General features: G+C 70.0%; 19 protein-coding genes and 1 pseudogene. 11 read left to right on the top strand and 9 right to left on the bottom strand.

What is annotated here, in order from left to right:
- Positions 1-86 precede the first annotated feature (86 nt).
- A complete protein-coding gene (locus CCZ36_RS13900; RefSeq protein WP_128817770.1) occupies positions 87-695 on the bottom strand; it encodes a hypothetical protein in 609 nt (202 codons plus the stop codon).
- 334 nt (positions 696-1029) lie between these two features.
- On the opposite strand from CCZ36_RS13900, the gene CCZ36_RS13895 reads away from it, so the two are divergent.
- Positions 1030-1863 carry a M23 family metallopeptidase gene (locus tag CCZ36_RS13895; protein WP_069742105.1) on the top strand — a complete coding sequence of 278 codons (834 nt, stop codon included), beginning with the start codon at positions 1030-1032 and terminating at the stop codon, positions 1861-1863.
- 176 nt (positions 1864-2039) lie between these two features.
- Positions 2040-2909 carry an MOSC domain-containing protein gene (locus CCZ36_RS13890; protein ID WP_069737095.1) on the top strand — a complete coding sequence of 290 codons (870 nt, stop codon included), beginning with the start codon at positions 2040-2042 and terminating at the stop codon, positions 2907-2909.
- Between the two features lie 176 nt (positions 2910-3085).
- On the opposite strand, the gene CCZ36_RS13885 is transcribed toward CCZ36_RS13890, so the two are convergent.
- From CCZ36_RS13885 to CCZ36_RS13875, 3 genes are all read right to left on the bottom strand, one after another.
- Positions 3086-3571, bottom strand: a complete 486-nt coding sequence (locus tag CCZ36_RS13885; RefSeq protein WP_128817769.1) for a hypothetical protein — start codon at positions 3569-3571, stop codon at positions 3086-3088.
- A gap of 183 nt (positions 3572-3754) precedes the next feature.
- Positions 3755-4105, bottom strand: a complete 351-nt coding sequence (locus CCZ36_RS35690; protein WP_234428007.1) for a hypothetical protein — start codon at positions 4103-4105, stop codon at positions 3755-3757.
- 564 nt (positions 4106-4669) lie between these two features.
- Positions 4670-5818: a glycoside hydrolase family 43 protein gene (locus CCZ36_RS13875; protein WP_128817768.1), complete on the bottom strand. Its 1149-nt coding sequence runs from the start codon at positions 5816-5818 to the stop codon at positions 4670-4672.
- A gap of 156 nt (positions 5819-5974) precedes the next feature.
- On the opposite strand from CCZ36_RS13875, the gene CCZ36_RS13870 reads away from it, so the two are divergent.
- On the top strand, positions 5975-6229 hold the full coding sequence (locus CCZ36_RS13870; protein WP_079149542.1) for a DUF6332 family protein: 255 nt from the start codon (positions 5975-5977) through the stop codon (positions 6227-6229).
- A 21-nt stretch (positions 6230-6250) separates the two neighbouring features.
- Here CCZ36_RS13870 and CCZ36_RS13865 read toward each other — a convergent pair whose 3' ends face one another.
- Together CCZ36_RS13865 and CCZ36_RS13855 are read right to left on the bottom strand one after the other, a co-directional pair.
- Positions 6251-6793 carry a hypothetical protein gene (locus tag CCZ36_RS13865; protein WP_128817767.1) on the bottom strand — a complete coding sequence of 181 codons (543 nt, stop codon included), beginning with the start codon at positions 6791-6793 and terminating at the stop codon, positions 6251-6253.
- A 346-nt stretch (positions 6794-7139) separates the two neighbouring features.
- Positions 7140-7562, bottom strand: coding sequence for an ATP-binding protein (locus CCZ36_RS13855; RefSeq protein ID WP_128817766.1), 423 nt, complete (start codon positions 7560-7562; stop codon positions 7140-7142).
- 239 nt (positions 7563-7801) lie between these two features.
- On the opposite strand from CCZ36_RS13855, the gene CCZ36_RS13850 reads away from it, so the two are divergent.
- The 5 genes and pseudogenes from CCZ36_RS13850 to CCZ36_RS13830 all read left to right on the top strand — a co-directional run bounded on the left by CCZ36_RS13850 (position 7802) and on the right by CCZ36_RS13830 (position 10489).
- Positions 7802-8671: a helix-turn-helix domain-containing protein gene (locus CCZ36_RS13850; protein ID WP_069737101.1), complete on the top strand. Its 870-nt coding sequence runs from the start codon at positions 7802-7804 to the stop codon at positions 8669-8671.
- Positions 8672-8719: 48 nt separating this feature from the next.
- Positions 8720-8890: a DUF397 domain-containing protein gene (locus CCZ36_RS13845; protein ID WP_370738524.1), complete on the top strand. Its 171-nt coding sequence runs from the start codon at positions 8720-8722 to the stop codon at positions 8888-8890.
- A 36-nt stretch (positions 8891-8926) separates the two neighbouring features.
- Positions 8927-9551: pseudogene (locus CCZ36_RS13840) on the top strand (phosphotransferase); the annotation flags it as partial.
- A 125-nt stretch (positions 9552-9676) separates the two neighbouring features.
- On the top strand, positions 9677-9997 hold the full coding sequence (locus CCZ36_RS13835; protein WP_069737103.1) for a MafI family immunity protein: 321 nt from the start codon (positions 9677-9679) through the stop codon (positions 9995-9997).
- Between the two features lie 6 nt (positions 9998-10003).
- Positions 10004-10489 (top strand): DUF6924 domain-containing protein, encoded by a 486-nt coding sequence (locus tag CCZ36_RS13830; RefSeq protein WP_069737104.1) that lies wholly within the window; start codon positions 10004-10006, stop codon positions 10487-10489.
- A gap of 207 nt (positions 10490-10696) precedes the next feature.
- On the opposite strand, the gene CCZ36_RS13825 is transcribed toward CCZ36_RS13830, so the two are convergent.
- From CCZ36_RS13825 to CCZ36_RS13815, 3 genes are all read right to left on the bottom strand, one after another.
- Positions 10697-11536 (bottom strand): aldo/keto reductase, encoded by an 840-nt coding sequence (locus CCZ36_RS13825; RefSeq protein WP_128817765.1) that lies wholly within the window; start codon positions 11534-11536, stop codon positions 10697-10699.
- Positions 11537-11605: 69 nt separating this feature from the next.
- A complete protein-coding gene (locus tag CCZ36_RS13820; protein WP_069737106.1) occupies positions 11606-11995 on the bottom strand; it encodes a VOC family protein in 390 nt (129 codons plus the stop codon).
- Positions 11996-12139: 144 nt separating this feature from the next.
- Positions 12140-12949, bottom strand: a complete 810-nt coding sequence (locus CCZ36_RS13815) for an NAD-dependent epimerase/dehydratase family protein (RefSeq protein ID WP_128817764.1) — start codon at positions 12947-12949, stop codon at positions 12140-12142.
- A gap of 341 nt (positions 12950-13290) precedes the next feature.
- On the opposite strand from CCZ36_RS13815, the gene CCZ36_RS13810 reads away from it, so the two are divergent.
- The 3 genes from CCZ36_RS13810 to araD are packed head-to-tail and all read left to right on the top strand — an operon-like array spanning position 13291 to position 16669.
- Positions 13291-13947, top strand: a complete 657-nt coding sequence (locus CCZ36_RS13810; protein ID WP_069737108.1) for a GntR family transcriptional regulator — start codon at positions 13291-13293, stop codon at positions 13945-13947.
- A gap of 53 nt (positions 13948-14000) precedes the next feature.
- Positions 14001-14903, top strand: a complete 903-nt coding sequence (locus CCZ36_RS13805; RefSeq protein WP_128817763.1) for a dihydrodipicolinate synthase family protein — start codon at positions 14001-14003, stop codon at positions 14901-14903.
- A complete protein-coding gene (gene araD, locus CCZ36_RS13800; RefSeq protein WP_069737162.1) occupies positions 14900-16669 on the top strand; it encodes an L-arabinonate dehydratase in 1770 nt (589 codons plus the stop codon). The genes CCZ36_RS13805 and araD overlap by 4 nt, the downstream gene beginning before the upstream one ends.
- Positions 16670-16700: the final 31 nt, after the last annotated feature.

Below are 16700 nucleotides of genomic sequence, written 5' to 3'. Positions count from 1 at the left end.
CGCTTCAGGAGAGCGGTGCTCGACCTGTCCGCATCCTGTGGACGGGATCAGGCCGGCTTGCGCCCTTCAGCGGCGTCAGCTCCGGGTCAGGCCGCCTGGAGCACGTCGCAGGAACAGTGGCGGAATGCGAGACCGAGCTCCCGGTCCACGGCCGCACTCGATCGCGTGGCGGCCTCCGACACCTTCTCCCAGGATCCGTACTTCAGATGGAGCTGGTCGGCGGTCGGGCCGAGCGGGTTGCCGTACTTCTTCTGGTTGCGGGCCTCCAGCTCCGCGATCTGGTCCGAGGTCATCCCGGCGCGGACGACGTCCTTGGCGTCATTGCGCATCTGGACCAGAGTGCGCGCGATGTCCTCCTCCGAGCGCCCCTCGGAGCGCATGGCGCACTTCGTGCGCTCCATGTCCTCAAGGAGGGCGTGATACCGCATCCGCTGCCCCCGGGCGATCTCGCGTTCCTGCGGGGTTTCGCTCCGGATGAGACACACGACCGGTTCCGGACTGGTGCAGTCGCCGTGGGCCGGCGGCTCCTGGGAGACAGGGGCGACGACGGCCGAGCCGCACCCGGCGGACGCACCGCAAGGGCGTACCGCGTGCGGGGCGGCGGAGGCGGCCTGCGACGGGAGGAAGACGGCTTGGGCGACCAGCAGCACGGGGACCACGCGGCGGGCCGGCGAACGCAGGCTGTTCAGTGACATGCGCTCATCGTTTTGCACACGGCTACGAGACCGGAGCAAGGCGGGGCCGGAACGCCGCAGACACCGGCCGACACCACTCCGCCGGGTGAAGGCAGCTCTCCTCCGGGCCGGGCTGCGACCCGGAACCCGCACCTCACGTGGGCGGGTGCGCCGCGCCCGACCGGGAAGGCACGGCGCGCAGGTCTGTCGTCCCGCCCCGGGTTGCGGCACTCTGGTGCCGTTCAACTCGCGTAGATGCGCAGCCGCTTCACGCCGCGGATCGCGCGCCCAGGCACTTCGTCATCGCACCTCGCGCTCCACCGCCCGGTTGTCGACCCGAAGGACTTCCCCGCCCATGCGACGCTCGCCCCGCACCTGCCTCCTGGCCCTGCTCGCGCTCCTCGGAGGGCTGCTCACCGTCACCGCCACCGCGTCCCCCGCCGCGGCCGCCCCGAACTTCAAGGCGCCCTACGCCTGCGGCCAGCAGTGGACCTACAGCCACCACTCCGCCGAGGTCAGACAGGCCCTCGACTTCGTCCGCACCGACGGCGGGAGCACGGCCGGCGCCCCGGTCCTCGCCTCGGCCGGCGGGACCGCGTACCGCTACTCCCAGCCGAGCGGTGCGGGCAACTACATCGCCATCGAGCACGGCGGCGGCTGGAAGACGTACTACTTCCACCTCGCCGCGTTCTCCGTCGCCAACGGGGCTCAGGTGGGCCAGGGCCAGCAGATCGGCACCACCGGTTCCACCGGCAACAGCTCAGGCGCCCACATCCACTACGAACAGCTCTACAACGGCGTCGGCCAGACCATCGTGATCAATGGCCGCTCCCTGGCCCCGTATCCCGGCTCGTACTACAGCAAGTACCTGACCAGCGACAACGGTTGTGGTGGCGGGAGCGGCAAGTACTGGGTCGACACCTTCGCCAACGCCACCGGGTACGCCGCCGCCAACACCGCGGACGCGCAGGGCATCCTCAACGCCGGGACCAACTACGTGTACTGCAAGGTGTGGGGAGCACGGGTCGGCACGGCGACCCAGTTCAACCACTGGTGGCTGCGCACCGACCTCGACGTCGTGTACGCGGGCAAGAACGGCCGCAACGCGTACGTCTCCGCGTACTACCTCTCCCGCTGGGGCAACGACGAGGCCCGCGACAACAACGGGGCGGTCATCCCGAACTGCTGACGCGCGGTCCCTGCCCCGAGACGGCGCGGGGCAGGGACGCACGCGGCCCGGCGCGGTGACACCCCCCTGGGTGTGGCGCAAAACGCGTCGATCACCGTCCGCCCGGCCTGGCACCCTTGCGGTACGGGCCCGGCGGCAGCAGATCCGCGGGCAGGGCAGCACGAAGGAGAGGCCGCATGGCCACGGTCGTCGATCTGATCACCTATCCCGTCAAGGGCTGCGCGGGAACGGCCGTGGACAGTACGCACCTCACCCCGGCGGGTCTCGCGCACGACCGCAGTTTCATGGTCGTCAGCGTCGACGGGGTCTACCGCACCCAGCGCCGCGACCCTCGCCTCGCCCTTGTCCGGCCCACCGTCAGTGCCGACGGCAGCAGGCTCACGCTCGCCTCCGCCGAGCCGGGGGACGGTCACGGCGCGGTGCACCTCGACGTCACCACCTCCGCGCCCGAGCGCGACGTCGACCTGTTCGGCGCGACGTACCGGGGCATCGACCAGGGCGACGAGGCCGCGGCCTGGCTCACGGACTTCCTCGGCGCCCCGAGCCGTCTGGTCCGCGTACCGCCGGGGCACGACCGGAAGACCGACGGGCTGACCCCCGGCACCTCCGGCTACGCCGACAGCAGCGCCCTCCACCTGCTGTCCCGCGCCTCCCTCGCCCTTCTGCACACGCGGTTGGCCGAGTGCGGCGCCCCGCCGCTGGGCATGGACCGCTTCCGCCCGAACGTCGTCGTCGACAGCCTCCCCGAGGGGTGCCAGGGGGAGGACTGGGCGGCGGAACCCCACGCCGAGGACCGGATCCGCCGCGCGACCGTCGGCGCGGCCGAGCTGGGCTACACCAAGCTCGCCGTGCGCTGCGCGGTCACGCTGGTCGATCAGGAGGCCGGGGCCCGGGGCGGGCCGGAGCCGCTGCGGACGCTCGCGGGCTACCGGCGCTTCTCGGCGGGCGGGGTGGTGTTCGGCACGAAGTTCGCCGTGGTGCGGCCGGGCAAGCTGTCGGTGGGCGACGAGGTGACGGTGGAGGAGTGGGGCGAGGCCGAGGCCTGATGCTCCGGCCTCGGCTCCGCCTCTTCTCGGGGCCCTTCCCCCGGGGCCCTGCTTCTCCCCGCCTCTGCTCCTGACCCTGCTCGGGGGGTGTCCTGCTCAGGGGATGCCCTTTGGCAGGGGATGTGCCCCGGGGCAGGTGGCTGTCCCCGGGCAGGGTCAGGCTCGGCCGTGAACAGTCAGGACGCGGAGCCCGAGGCCGGCACAGCTTCCGCGCTCAGGTCGTAGACCTGCTCGACCGTCAGGGAGTCGTTCTTCGCGGCCTTCTGCCGGTCGGCCTCCGCAGGCACCCGCAGCTCCTCCGCCGCCTCCGGATCACGCGGCGTCTCCAGGTCCCCCTCCTCGACGCCGACCACACACTTGGCGGGAGAAGCGCAGCGGTAGACCGGGCCGTCCGGGCCGTCGTACCAGCTGCTGAGGTAGAAGACGTAGCGCCCCTTCGGCAGGTTGGCCTGGATATCGGTCAGGGACGTGGCCGTGTCACGGGTGATCTCGACCACGGCTTCGGACACACCGGTGTCGCTCGACTGCTCCACGCCGATGCTCAGGTTCGACGTGCGGTTCGGAGGCTTCCCCTCCTCGGTGTAGTCCTTGCCCTCTTCCACTCCCGCAATGGTGCCGAGGACGACCAGGTCCGCGCGTTCGGCGATGGCGGTGAGACTCATCGGCGGATCGGCTTCGGACGACCCATGAGCCGTGTGAGACCCCCAGAACCCCCCGGCGGAGCGGACGGATTCGGTGGATCCGGTGTCCGACGAGGACGAACACGCTGTGACGCCCAGCGTCAGGGCAGCGGCGCCGACGATCGAAAGAATTCGCATACGCATCAGAAGTTTCCCCTCTCCCGATCAGTAACGGCCGTTGATGTGGCTCTTGTCGTGGTTCGAGTAGTAGTTGTGGTCAGGGCTCGCGCGCAGGCAGGAGCGGGCCGCGGACGTGAAACTACTGTTCTTCCCCGACTCGTGCCCCAGGCCCACGGTGTGGCCGGTCTCGTGGCAGGAGAGCGCCTTGTAATTGCTGTGGGGGAGCTTGTGGTTGAAGACAATGGTGAACTGGTCGCACTTGGACGAGCTGCCGCTCACCATTTTCACGCACTTCGCCCAGGCGTACCAGCGCGTCTGGTCCCCCGTCGGCTTCCAGGTCCCGTAAGCCCAGACGTCGACCTGCTTGTTGTAGGTCGCATTGACGCTTGTGGTCATGTCCGTCGGATTGAGCGAGTTGGTGCGTGCCCAAGCCATGCCGGATTTCTGTCCGGACGAAAGGTCGTCGTCCAGGAAGAAGCTGTGTGCCCCGTTGTCCGCGAACACCGGACCGAAGCTGTTCGCCGATGCCGGCTGTGCGGTGGTCAGCGATATGCCGAGAGCGGCGCCGAATATGGCGCACGCACGTATAAAGCGATTCATAGATACCCCCCGGTGAACCTGAATAGGCGCAGGGGGAGTGAACGCGACGTACTCATGCCTCCCCCTGGCAGTCACAGAATACACACAGGTCGCGGCGGGGAGGAAACGTTTCCTTGACGACCGATCAGCCGACTGGCGGTCGCTCTGAGAGCTGGCCAGGTGCCCTATTTTTGAAGGGAGTTGAGATGCAAGGCGCTTGGATCGGACGGCCTTGAATCAGTCTGGTGGTCTGCTCCTGGGGCATCCGCGCGCGAACGGCGTTTCATGTAGGCGGTTCATGGGCGCGGTTTCACGAAGCCAACTTATATCGATGAAAGAGCGCTCTCGGGCGCGCCCGTCGGGCCCTGGGGTCTCGGCCCGTCACTCGAAGAACTTCAGGCTCCACCCCTTGTCGGACGTGGGGCCGGGGACGTTGGCGCGGGAGTACGTCGTGTCGCCCCACCAGACGAACGTGCCGGTGTACCAGTGGCGGTTGGCCCAGGAGTACGGGGTGCCCTTCGCGACCGCGTGGTACATCGACGGGAACCTGGGGCCGGCGGGCGGGCTGGTGTTGATGTCTCCGTGGAGCAGGACGAAGGTGTGGTGGCCGGGCCCGTTCACGTGGAGCGTCGGATCCCAACCGGCCATCATCGTCGCACGGTTGGACCCGAACAGGCAGCCGTTCGACTTGTACCAGTCCCATACGTGGGTGGGGTCGCCGCCCTTGCGGAGACGCAGGTCCGCCAGGCAGTACTGCTCGCTCCAACTGCCGTTCGCGGAGTAGACGATGTGCAGCTGCCCGTTCGGGTCCTTGATCGCCTCGGGGCTCTCGTTGATGAACGGGTTGCCGACCACCCGCTCCCAGCTCTCGCGGGGCTGTGAGATGACGTACCGTGCGCCGGTGGGCTGGGTGGGGCTGCTCATCCGGGCGATGTAGAGGTTCTGCTCGACGTTGGTGTCGCCCGCCCAGCCGGACCAGACGAACCAGCGCTGCCCCTCGAAGGTGAACAGGGTGCCGTCGATGGCCCATGTGTCGTCGGGGAGGGCGAGTTGGGTCTCGGTCCCGTAGCCGCTGTCCGGTGAGGCGGAGCTGATGACGAACATGCGGTGGGCGGCCCCGACGCCGGCCGTGAAGTAGATGTAGTACCGGCCGCCGTCCATGACGATCTCGGGGGCCCAGACCTCCCCGCGCCCCCGGCTGTCGGCCCAGACCTGTCGGGCGGGCGCGGTGGCCAGGCCGTCCGTGGACGACGCCTGCCGTACGACGATGCCGCCGCCGGTCGACTGGACGCCGACGTATGTACTGCCCACCCGCAACACGCTGGGGTCGGCCGCCCGCAGGCTGGTCTGCCCCTGCGGCGCGGCCTCACGGGCGGGCGGTGCGCCCTGGGCGGTGCCGGGAGGCGACAGGAAGAGCGTCGCGGCGAGGGCACCGACCAGCGCGAGCGCGCCGAGGGCGGAGGAGCGGCGGAAGGGCCTCTTGGGCTTGGCCTTGGGTCTGGGCAGGGGCTTGCGTGTGGGGTCGCTCATGAGGCTCGCTCCTGGGTGGGGGGATTCGATGACGGCGGATGGCGACGGCGGCGGTGACGATTTACATCGATAGAAGAGCGCTCTCGCAGAATCCCGCCGGGGGCGAGACCTGTCAATGACCGCGGTGGGGACTGAACTTGCTGCGAGACTTCCGGCATGGACATGGGGCGCGAGTCGCGGTGGGAGAAGGACGCGATGACGGTGGAGATCGTCTTCGCCCTGGTGTCTGCTGCGGTCCTCGCCGCCGCGGCCTTTGCCGTCGCGCTGGCGCTCACTTTCGCCTTTGACCTGTCCGGTTCGGCATCCAAAGGTGTACTGGCCGGGGGAGCCCTGGCGGGCGCGGCGGTCGGAGTGTGGCGTCTGGTGGTGGTGCTGTATCGCTTCGACGCCGAGCGTCGTCAAGGCCACTGACGACCGGGGTCGGAAGGCCGCTCAGAACTGGAGGGCACGGATCAGGCGTCGTGCGGTCCTGGCGTCGATCGAGCCCAGGTCCAGGAGGTCGGCGGTGTTCTCCCGTACGGATACGGAGAGGGTGCCGCCACCAGTGGCCTGCGGGAAAGCGTGGACGAGCAGGGTCTTGACGGTGGTCGCGTCGACGGTCGTGCTCGGCGGTTCGGTGGCCTGCGGTACGGCATCGAGCAGCCGGGCCAGCCGTGCCGCGTCGTCGATGCGGATGGGGCCGAGGGTGATGCGGCCTTGCTCGACCCGGAGGCCGGGGAGGCCGATCCGGTACCCCTCGCAGATCTCCCGCAGGGTGCGGGCGGCCTTCAGCGTGCGCTTGGTTCCGGTGCGGATGAGGCGGGCCAGTTGGCGGGCGTCGGTGGGGCTGAGGAGGGTGATCCGCACGGGGTTCTGCGCATCCGCATCCGGTGCCGTTACGCGCGCGCTCAGACCGGCCTCGCTGAGTGCGGCCCGCAGTTCCGCCGAAGGGGGTGGCGGGGTCGGCGGGTGCGTACGCGCGTCGATGTCGGTCATGCGTGGCTCCTGGGTGGCTGGTCGGTCGGTAACAAGGGGAGGGTGGACACCGGGTACGCCGTCCAGCGCCAGGTTCCGTTGGCGGCGGGCAGCTCGTAGGCGTAACCCTCTCCGCGACGCAGGCTGCGGATGGCGGCCTCGGTGACGTGGCGATCGCCGAGCCAGAGCCTGGCCCGGTACCGGGTGTCACGGTCGAGCCCGGGAGTCCGCCGTCGCACGGATGCGCGGAGCCAGGCCAGGGCCTGGCCCGGTGCGGTGGTGAGGAGGTCGTCCGGGGGTGGCACGGTCGGTGCGCTGTCGGTGTCCGCGTGACACCAGTAGGTGCGTGGCAGAAGTCTGTTCGCGTTCACGTGGCGTACGCCGGTGTCGTGGTGCGGATGTCGGCCCAGACGTCCTTGCCGTCGCGCCGCATCACCGTGCCGCACTGCGCCGCGAGCGCGGCGATCAGGAGGACCCCGCGCCCGCTCTCCTCGCTCCACTCGGGATCGCGCCGCCCGGGCGGTGCGGTGTCGGAGTCGCTCACGGTGACGCGTACGCCGTCGGGCCTGCGGCGCAGGGTGAGCGTGCAGAGCGGGGATCCGGTGTGCCGCATGACGTTGGTGAGTAACTCGTGGGCGCAGAGCATGGCGGCGTCGCTCAGCTCGCGCAGGTCCCAGAGGTCGAGGTGGGCGCTGACGATGCGCCGCATGATCGCGAGCGTTTCGGGACGGGCGACGAGTTCCTGGTGGTAGTCGGGCGGGTCGGGCTCGGTGGTGGGGGTGGCGGTCATGGGTTCCTCCGACGTGAGGGCAGGGGGAGTGGGCCCACGCATAGCGACTCTGGGTAGTCGCGGTAGCGCTTTGCGTGGCGAGCAACAGAGTGGACTGTCTTGAGGGGTCATCGCAACCGCTTCAGTTGCAAAATTGTAGATTCGCCTGTGTGGGTGAACGCTTGTGCATATCACGGGAGTTGCTAAACCCCGTCATCGGCGGGTAACACTGAGCCACGGACGTCAGGGGAGGGACCCGCATGCCAAGTCATCCACGCCCAACAGTGCGTCGTCGAAGGCTCGGTGCTGAGCTGAAGCGGCTCCGGGAGAAGGCCGGAGTCAGGATGGAGGAGGCTGCCGAGCGTATCGGCGGCGACAAGCCCAAGATCTCCCGGCAGGAGAACGGCCGCCAGGGCGTCAGCAAGCTGGAGATCGAGGCGCTGCTCGCGCTGTACGGGGTCTCGGACGAGCGGCTGCGTACGGCGCTGACCACGCTTGCGCGCGAGGGGAGGCGTAAGGGGTGGTGGGCGCAGTACAGCGACATACTCACGGCCGGCTTTCAGGAGCGACTGTCGATCGAGTCGGATGCCGCACGGATCCTCGCGTTCCAGCCGATGCTGGTGCCGGGGCTGCTCCAGACCGTCGAGTACGCCACGGAGGTCATCCGCTCCGTGAACAAGACCGCGACCGAGGAGGAGATCGACTCCTACGTGGAAGTGCGGAAGAGCCGGCAGGAGATCTTCGCGCGGGAGAGCCCGCCGCAGTACCTCTGTCTCCTCGACGAGGCGGTGCTCCGCCGAGAGGTCGGCGGGCCTGCCGTCATGGCGGCTCAGCTCGACAAGATCCTGGAGATGAACAATCCGCCGAAGCTCACCATTCAGGTGGTGCCGTTTGCCCAGGGTTGGCACGCCGGGGCGGACGGCCCCTTCAACGTCTACAGCTATCCCGACCCGATGGACCTGGACGTGGTCAACCTTGAGTATCTCGACGGCGCGCTCTACCTGGAGGAAGACGAATCCGTGGGGCGCTACCAACTGGCCTTCGATGAACTGCGTGCGGCAGCACTCACATCGCGGCAGTCCATGGAGCTAATCTCGGCTGTGAAACGAGAGTTCGTGAACAGAGCGTAGAGGTGGACACAGCAGATGGCGCGATACGGCCTGCCTGACGGTGCCTGGGTGAAGTCTTCGTACAGCGGTGACAACGGCGGTTCGTGCATCGAGACCCAGCCGACGCCTGACGGCCTCGTCGCCGTCGGCGACAGCAAGGACCGCGCCCTCGGCGCGCACACCTTCGGCCCCGAGCAGTGGCGGGCCTTCGTCACTGCCGTTCAGGACGGCTCCCTCTAGGACTCGTCCAGGGGTGTCGGCGTGCGGTAAACCCGGCGACTTCCGCGACCGTCGCCGGAGGTCCTGTGGCGCAAGCCGCCCGTGCTGGCGATCTCCGCCGTCCCGGGGACGACGCTCGGGCGCCTCGGCGGGCCCTCGACCGGGTCACCGGCGGCGTGGGCCGCGGCGGGCGCCGCCATCCGGAAGCTGCACGACGCGCCACTGCCGCCGGGGGTCGGCCGGGCAGGCCGAGGCATCGGCGAGCTGGCTGCGGAGCTCGACGTCGAGTGCGCGTTGCTCGTGGGGAACGGCCTTCTGCCCGCCGAGCTGGTGGCCCGTAATCGCCAGGTCGCCGAGGCCGCGCTCCGGCCGTGGACTCCGGTGTTCACGCACGGCGACCTGCAGATCGCGCACGTCTTCGTCGAAGGTGAGGAGGTCACCGGCATCATCGACTGGTCCGAGGCGGGCCGGGGCGACGCCCTGTACGACCTTGCCACCTTCACGCTCGGACACGAGGAGCACCTCGACGACGTCCTCGTCGGCTACGGCGGCGACGTCGACCTCGAAGTGATCCGCGCCTGGTGGGCGTTGCGAAGCCTGCTGGCAGTGCGCTGGCTGATCGAGCGGCTTCGATCCGTTCGCGCCGGGCTGTGAGGTCGACGTACTGAGATCCCGGATGTGAGCCGCGCGGGCCCCGCTGCCCGTAGGCGTCCGTCCTGACGCGTCGAGCAGTCCATCTCCCGGGCGGGCAATGCGCCGTCCATAAACGGCTGGTGAACGGTCGGTGACACTCGCAACACTGATGCCATGACCTACGACCGTGAGGCCCTGCAGGCAAGCTGGAAGCGGACCCGAGCCCATCTCGACGCAGCCCGGGCCCACCTCATGCACCGGCCGGGCATCGATCTCTCAACGACGAGGGAGTTCCTGGAGCACAACGAGCTGGGACTCGCCTTCGACTGCATGGTCCATCTCGCTGACGACCTTGATCTGCCCCTCAGTTTCTGGCAGCACATGGATCGAGCAGCTCGTGAGATGCGGCTCTACAGCGATGAGCCGCACACGCCCCACCGCAAGGCTTCCGCCTCCTGCCTTCGTCACCTCGCCGCGGCTTCCGAGCGGGAATGATCTGTCGTGACATTGCCGGAGGTCGTTCGGGACGATGAGTGGGCGCCTCTCGTCATCCGGACCGACTACACCGATGACGCCGCATGGCAGGAGGTCGTTGCCCTGCTGGCGCGTGCCGTCGAGGGGGAGCAGGGGTGGGAGGCGGCGGTGCATCTCGTCGACGACCGGCGGTGGGACGGGGTCACCGGCGACGAGGCTCTCGCCGCCGCGGCGTGGGACGGAGAGTTGAGCGTGGTGTTCCTCGCCGACGGTGTCACCATGCGCTCACCCTTGCGCCCGCTGCTCGCCCTCGACCTCGGCGCCGATGATGACGAGGACCTCGACCCGGTGTACTACCAGGAGATCATCGACTCCCCGCAGCCCCGGGAAGTGCGTGTCGTGCCGGATGCCGTGCACATGGTCCACGGAAACCTTCAGCTCGCCAATGTGGACTTCCCGGAGTTCATCGAGGACGCGGCCTCCGATCCGCATGGTGTCGTCCGGGACGTGTGACCGTCCCCGGTGGGCCCGGGGACGGACCGATCAACAGCGGCTATGCCCGCGGGTCACCTCGGTGGTGACGGTTGTCGAGGAGTACGTGCCTGTCGAGGCCGCCGTTCTGCGGGTCGCGCGGGGCGTCCGTGCGGCCGTCCCGTTCAGCTGTCCCAGCTGTTTCGCTCTGCCCGGGAACGGGTGTCGGGTCCGGCTGTGCCGACGAGGTCATGCCACCCTCGCGATCCCGTCCAGCCGTGCCCGCAGCTCCGGGGTGAGCACGATGTCCCCCGCCGCTGTGTTCTCCTCCAGGTGGGCGACGCTGGACGTGCCCGGGATCGGGAGCATGACCGGGGAGCGGTCCAGCAGCCAGGCCAGGCAGACCTGGGTGGGGGTGGCGTCCAGCTCGGCCGCGATGGCTGCCACCTCCGCGCGGTCGCCCGCCTTGCCCCAGGCGACCGTGCGCCAGGGCAGGAACGCGATGTCCGCCGCCTCGCACGCCGCGAGGACCGGCTCGTGTTCGCGGTCGGTGAGGTTGTATCGGTTCTGGACGCTCGCGATGTCCACGATCTGCCGGGCCTCGGCCAGTTCGGCGGTCGTCACCTCCGAGAGGCCGATCCGGGCCACCTTGCCCTCGTCGCGCAGGTCCCGCAGGGTGCCGAGCTGGTCGGCGAGCGGGGTCTCCGGGTCGATGCGGTGGAGCTGGAGCAGCTCCAGACGGTCGACGCGGAGGCGGCGCAGGGCGTGGTCCACCTCGGCGCGCAGGGACTCCGGGCGGCCGTTCAGGGCCCACTCGCCTGTCTCGGCGGAGCGGACCACCCCGACCTTCGTGGTGATCAGGAGATCCTTCGGGTACGGGTGGAGCGCCTCCGCGAGGACCTCCTCGTTGGCCCCGGCCCCGTACATGTGGGCCGTGTCGATCAGCGTGATGCCCAGCTCGACCGCCCGGCGGGCCACGGCGACGGCCGACGGCCGGTCCTCGGGTCTCTCGGTGGGCAGGTGCATCGCGCCGAAGCCCAGTCGCCCCACGGTCAGGTCTCCGCGGATACGGAACGTCGTCGATGGCATCGTTTCTGAACTCCCCCTGGTTTGGATGTGCTTGACAGGCTAGGGGGCGTGCGAGGTGTCCAGGGGGCGTCAGGGCGTTTCCGGGCCCTGGAGGATCTGGAGGTAGTTGCCCACCGGGTCCACGATCGTGGAGAAGAACCAGCCGCCCCCGACCTCCTCGACCGGGCGCACCCACGTGACGCCGAGGGTGTTGAGGTGCCTCTCGGCAGCCCGTACGTCGCGCACGGTGATGTTGATCATCTGCCGGCCCGGCTCGGCCGCCTTGTCCGCGACGTCGTCCCGCTCGTCGAAGCCGATGATCGCTCCGGGGCCGACGATCAGGAGGTGCTCCGCCCAGCGGGCGCCCAAGGGCTCCAGCGCCGCGCGGTACCAGGAGATCAGGGCGTCGGAGTCGGTGCTGCCGAGGATGACCCCCAGCCCGGTGATGTTGTCGGCGTTTTCGGTCGCGGAGGCGTTCATGGTGGTTCCTCGCTCGGTCGGTGGGGCGGTGGATCGGTCTGCCGGTCGCTTCGGGAGCCGGGCCGTCCCGGTCGCTCGACGCGTCCCACCACTCATGACCCGCCCCGGGCCCGGAACTCATCGGTGCCCGCGCCGGAGCACCCCTCAGTGCGGCCAGATCGGCGGATCCGTGACGAAGTGGCCGCCGAGACGGGTCTGCGCCGGGTCGGCGAGGTCCGGCTCGCCCTGTTCGGCGATGAGTTTCGCCGCGTACGGCTCCGAGTCGTCCTGCGGTGCGTACCCCAGGGCCCGTGCCGAGGACAGGTCCCACCACAGGCGGGTGTTGGCGGAGGAGCCGTGGACGACGGTGTGGCCGACGTCCTCGGCGGTGAGCGCGGCGTGGAAGAGGCGGGCTCCGTCGGCGGGGCTCATCCACAGGGACAGCATGCGTACCGAGGTGGGCTCCGGGAAGCAGCTCCCGATCCGTACCGAGACGGTCTCGATGCCGTACCGGTCCCAGTAGAGCTGGGCCAGGTCCTCGCCGAAGCACTTCGACAGGCCGTAGAAGGTGTCGGGGCGGTGCGGGGCGTCGGCCGGGATCGGCGGGTCCCCGGCGAGCGGGCGCGGCGTGTATCCGACGGCGTGGTTCGAGGAGGCGGCCACGATGCGGCGGACGCCTTCCTCGCGCGCGGCCTCGTACAACGCGTGGGTGCCCCGGATGTTGGCGCTGAGGATCTTGTCGAACGTGGATTCCAGGGAGATGCCGGCCAGGTGGATGACCGCGTCCACTCCGCGTACCGCCTCGCGCAGTGCCTCCCGGTCGTTCAGGTCGGCGGTGATGGCCCGGGGTTCGTCGTCCACCGGGACCAGGTCGAAGAGTCGCAGGTCGTAGCCGTACGCGGGAAGCAGTCCTCGCATCAGGGTGCCGAGGCCGCCCGCGGCGCCGGTGAGCAGGACGGTACGGGGAGCTGGCATACGGAGGTCTCCTCGGGGGGCGGTGCGGTGCGGCGCGGAACCGGGCGGGCGGGCGTCGTGGATCCCGAGGCGTCGGGACACTCCCAGGCGTGTCGGGACGCCTCAAAGACGTCATGGCGCCCAAGGCATCGTGACGCCCCGCTCCTTCACGGCCGTGGACCGCGTTCGCATACGTGGACAAGCTAAGAAGTCCATGAGGTTACGTCAAGCGGCCTGAACATCTCGAAAGTTGTTCTGTCCGAAGCGTTGACGAAGCGTTCCGGGCGGCTCTAGCTTCATCGCGTCGTACTTCGTACGTCATATATGAGACGCGATACGCGAGATGTGAGAGCCCGTCACCCATGACCTTCGCCCCTGCCCCGATCCCGTCCCGGACCCAGTACGTGCTGGAGGCCATCAAGCACGCCATCCTCACCGCGCAGCTGAGACCGGGACAGGCGCTGGTGGAGACGGAACTCGCCGCTCGGTTCGGAGTCTCCAAGACCCCGGTCCGCGAAGCGCTCAAGACCCTCGCGGGCACGGGGCTCGTGGTCATGAGCCAGTACAAGGGCGTCACCGTGCGGCTCGTCGACGCGACCATGGCGCGGGAGGTGTACGACGTACGCCTCTTGTTGGAACCGGAGGCGCTGCGCCGGTCCGTCAACCGCAAGGCCTCGTTGGAAGCGGCCCAGGAGGCCCTGGAGCGGGCCGACTCGGCGCTCGACAAGGCCGACAGGTCGCTGGCCAACCGGGATTTCCACCGCGCCCTGTACCTGCCCTGCGGCAACCCCCTGCTCGCCCGGATGCTCGACGAGGTCCGCGACCAGGCGGCCCTCGTCTCCACGGTGGCCTGGTCGGCCGTCCCCTCCTGGGAGCGCGAGGCGGCCGAGCACCGGGAGATCCTGCGGCTCGCGCTCGCCGACGACGCGGAGGCCGCCGCCGCGGCTCTGCACCATCACATCGCATCGTTCGTACGCCGCGCCTTCCCCGACGACGAGGACGGGGGCGGTGCCGCGTGAACCGTCTGCTGGAACCGCACCACCACCAGCAATCCGACGAAAGGCCGGTCCGCATGGACTTCTCTCCGCTGAAGGCGGCCCTCGCAGACGTCGTGGCGATCCCGGTGACCCCGTTCGCCGAGGACGGCAGCATCGACGTCGCGAACCACCGCGCCCTGACGCGCAGGCTGCTCGACGGCGGTGTCCGCATCGTCACCCCGAACGGCAACACCGGGGAGTTCTACGCGCTCACCCCCGACGAGCGGCGCCTGGTCACCGAGCTGACCGTCGAGGAGGCCGCCGGACGCGCCACCGTCCTGGTGGGCGTCGGCCACGACGTACCGGCCGCCGTCGCCGCCGCCGAGCACGCCGCCGAGGCCGGCGCGGCGATGGTGATGGTCCACCAGCCGGTGCACCCCTATGTCGCGCAGGAGGGCTGGGTCGACTACCACCGGGCCATCGCCGAGGCCGTCCCGGAGCTCGGCGTCGTCCCGTACATCCGCAACCCGCTGCTCGCCGGCGACCGGCTCGCCGCGCTCGCCGACAGCTGCCCCAACGTCATCGGCGTGAAGTACGCGGTGCCCGACGCGGCGCGCTTCGGGGCCTTCGCCCGCGACGCCGGACTGGAGCGGTTCGTCTGGGTCGCCGGCCTCGCCGAGCTGTACGCCCCGTCCTACTTCGCCACCGGCGCCACCGGCTTCACCTCCGGCCTCGTCAACGTCGCCCCGGCCGTCTCCCTCGACATGCTGGAGGCGCTGCGCGCCGGGGACTACGTGGCGGCCATGAAGGTGTGGGAGCGCATCCGCCGTTTCGAGGAGCTCCGCGCCGAGGAGCAGTCCGCCAACAACGTCACGGTCGTCAAGGAGGCCCTGTCCGTGCTCGGCCTCTGCCGCCGTGACGTACGCGCACCGAGCCGGGTCCTGCCGCAGGAGCGGCGCGCCGAGGTCGCCGAGCAGATAGCGGCGTGGGCGCTGTGACGGATCACCGGAAAGCGGTCGCGGAGACGGACGACCGGAAAGCCGCCCCCGTAGCGCCCGAGGAGCTGCGCAGCCACCAGTGGTACGGCACCGACGGGCTGCGCTCCTTCAGCCACCGGGCCCGCACCCGTCAGCTCGGCTACCTCCCCGAGGAGCACCTCGGCAAGCCGGTCATCGCGGTCCTCAACACCTGGTCCGACATCAACCCCTGCCACTCCCACCTGCGGGAACGCGCGCAGGCGGTGAAGCGGGGCGTCTGGCAGGCGGGCGGGTTCCCGCTGGAGTTCCCGGTCTCCACCCTCTCGGAGACCTTCCAGAAGCCCACTCCCATGCTCTACCGCAACCTGCTCGCCATGGAGACCGAGGAGCTGCTCCGCTCGTACCCCGTCGACGGGGCCGTCCTGCTGGGCGGCTGCGACAAGTCGACGCCCGCGCTGCTGATGGGCGCGGCCTCCGTGGACCTGCCCACCGTCTTCGTGCCGGCCGGGCCGATGCTGCCGGGCCACTGGCGCAACGAGGTCCTCGGCTCCGGCACGGACATGTGGAAGTACTGGGACGAGCGGCGGGCCGGGCTGATCGGCGACTGCGAGATGGGGGAGCTGGAGAACGGCCTCGCCCGCTCGGCCGGTCACTGCATGACGATGGGCACCGCCTCCACGCTGACGGCCGCCGCCGAGGCGCTGGGCGTCACCCTGCCCGGCGCCTCCTCGATCCCGGCCGTCGACTCAGGACACGATCGGATGGCCGCGGGTTCCGGTCTGCGGATCGTCGAACTCGTGAAGCAGCGGACGACGTTGTCGCACATCCTCACCGCCGACGCGTACGAGGACGCCGTCGCGACCGTCCTCGCGCTCGGAGGCTCCACCAACGCCGTGATCCACCTGATCGCCATGGCGGGCCGGTCCGGGGTGAAGCTCACCCTGGACGACTTCGACCGGATCGCCCGTACGGTGCCCGTCCTCGCCGATCTCCGCCCCGGCGGACGGTACTTGATGGAGGACTTCCATTTCGCGGGCGGCCTGCCCGGCTTCCTGAGCAGGATCGCCGACGTCCTGCACCTGGACCGGCCCACCGTCGCGCACGCCACCCTGCGCGAGCAGCTCGACGGGGCGGCCGTCCACAACAGCGCCGTCATCCGCGAGCGCACCGAACCCCTGGCCGAGGAAGGCGGGGTAGCGGTCCTGCGCGGCAACCTCTGCCCCGACGGCGCGGTCATCAAGCACATCGCCGCCGAGCCGCACCTGCTGCGTCACACCGGGCCCGCCGTCGTCTTCGACGACTACCGGGAGATGCAGCGCACGATCAACGACCCGGCGCTGGCACTCACTTCGGACCACGTCCTCGTGCTGCGCAACGCCGGGCCCCAGGGCGGGCCCGGCATGCCCGAGTACGGCATGCTGCCGATCCCCGACTACCTGCTGAAGCAGGGCGTACGGGACATGGTGCGGATCTCCGACGCCCGGATGAGCGGCACCAGTTACGGGGCGTGCGTCCTGCACATCGCGCCCGAGTCGTTCGTCGGCGGGCCCCTCGCCCTGGTCCGCACCGGGGACCTCATCACCCTGGACGTCGAGGCCCGCCTGCTCCACCTCGGCGTCGACGACGACGAGCTGGAACGCCGCCGTGCCGCCTGGAGCCCGCCGCCCGCCCGCTACGGGCGCGGTTACGGGGCGCTGTACCAGGACCAGATCACCCAGGCCGACACCGGATGCGACTTCGCGTTCCTGGCCCGGCAAGGAGAAGTGCCCGACCCGTACGTGGGGTGAACCGGGCGACGGGGCTCCGCGCGGCGGGGCG

The sequence above is a fragment of the Streptomyces sp. S063 genome (genome assembly GCF_002832675.1).
Lineage (GTDB): Bacteria > Actinomycetota > Actinomycetes > Streptomycetales > Streptomycetaceae > Streptomyces > Streptomyces sindenensis.
The sequence above is the reverse complement of the archived record's forward strand: the minus strand, read 5'-3'. Positions and strand labels throughout refer to the sequence as shown.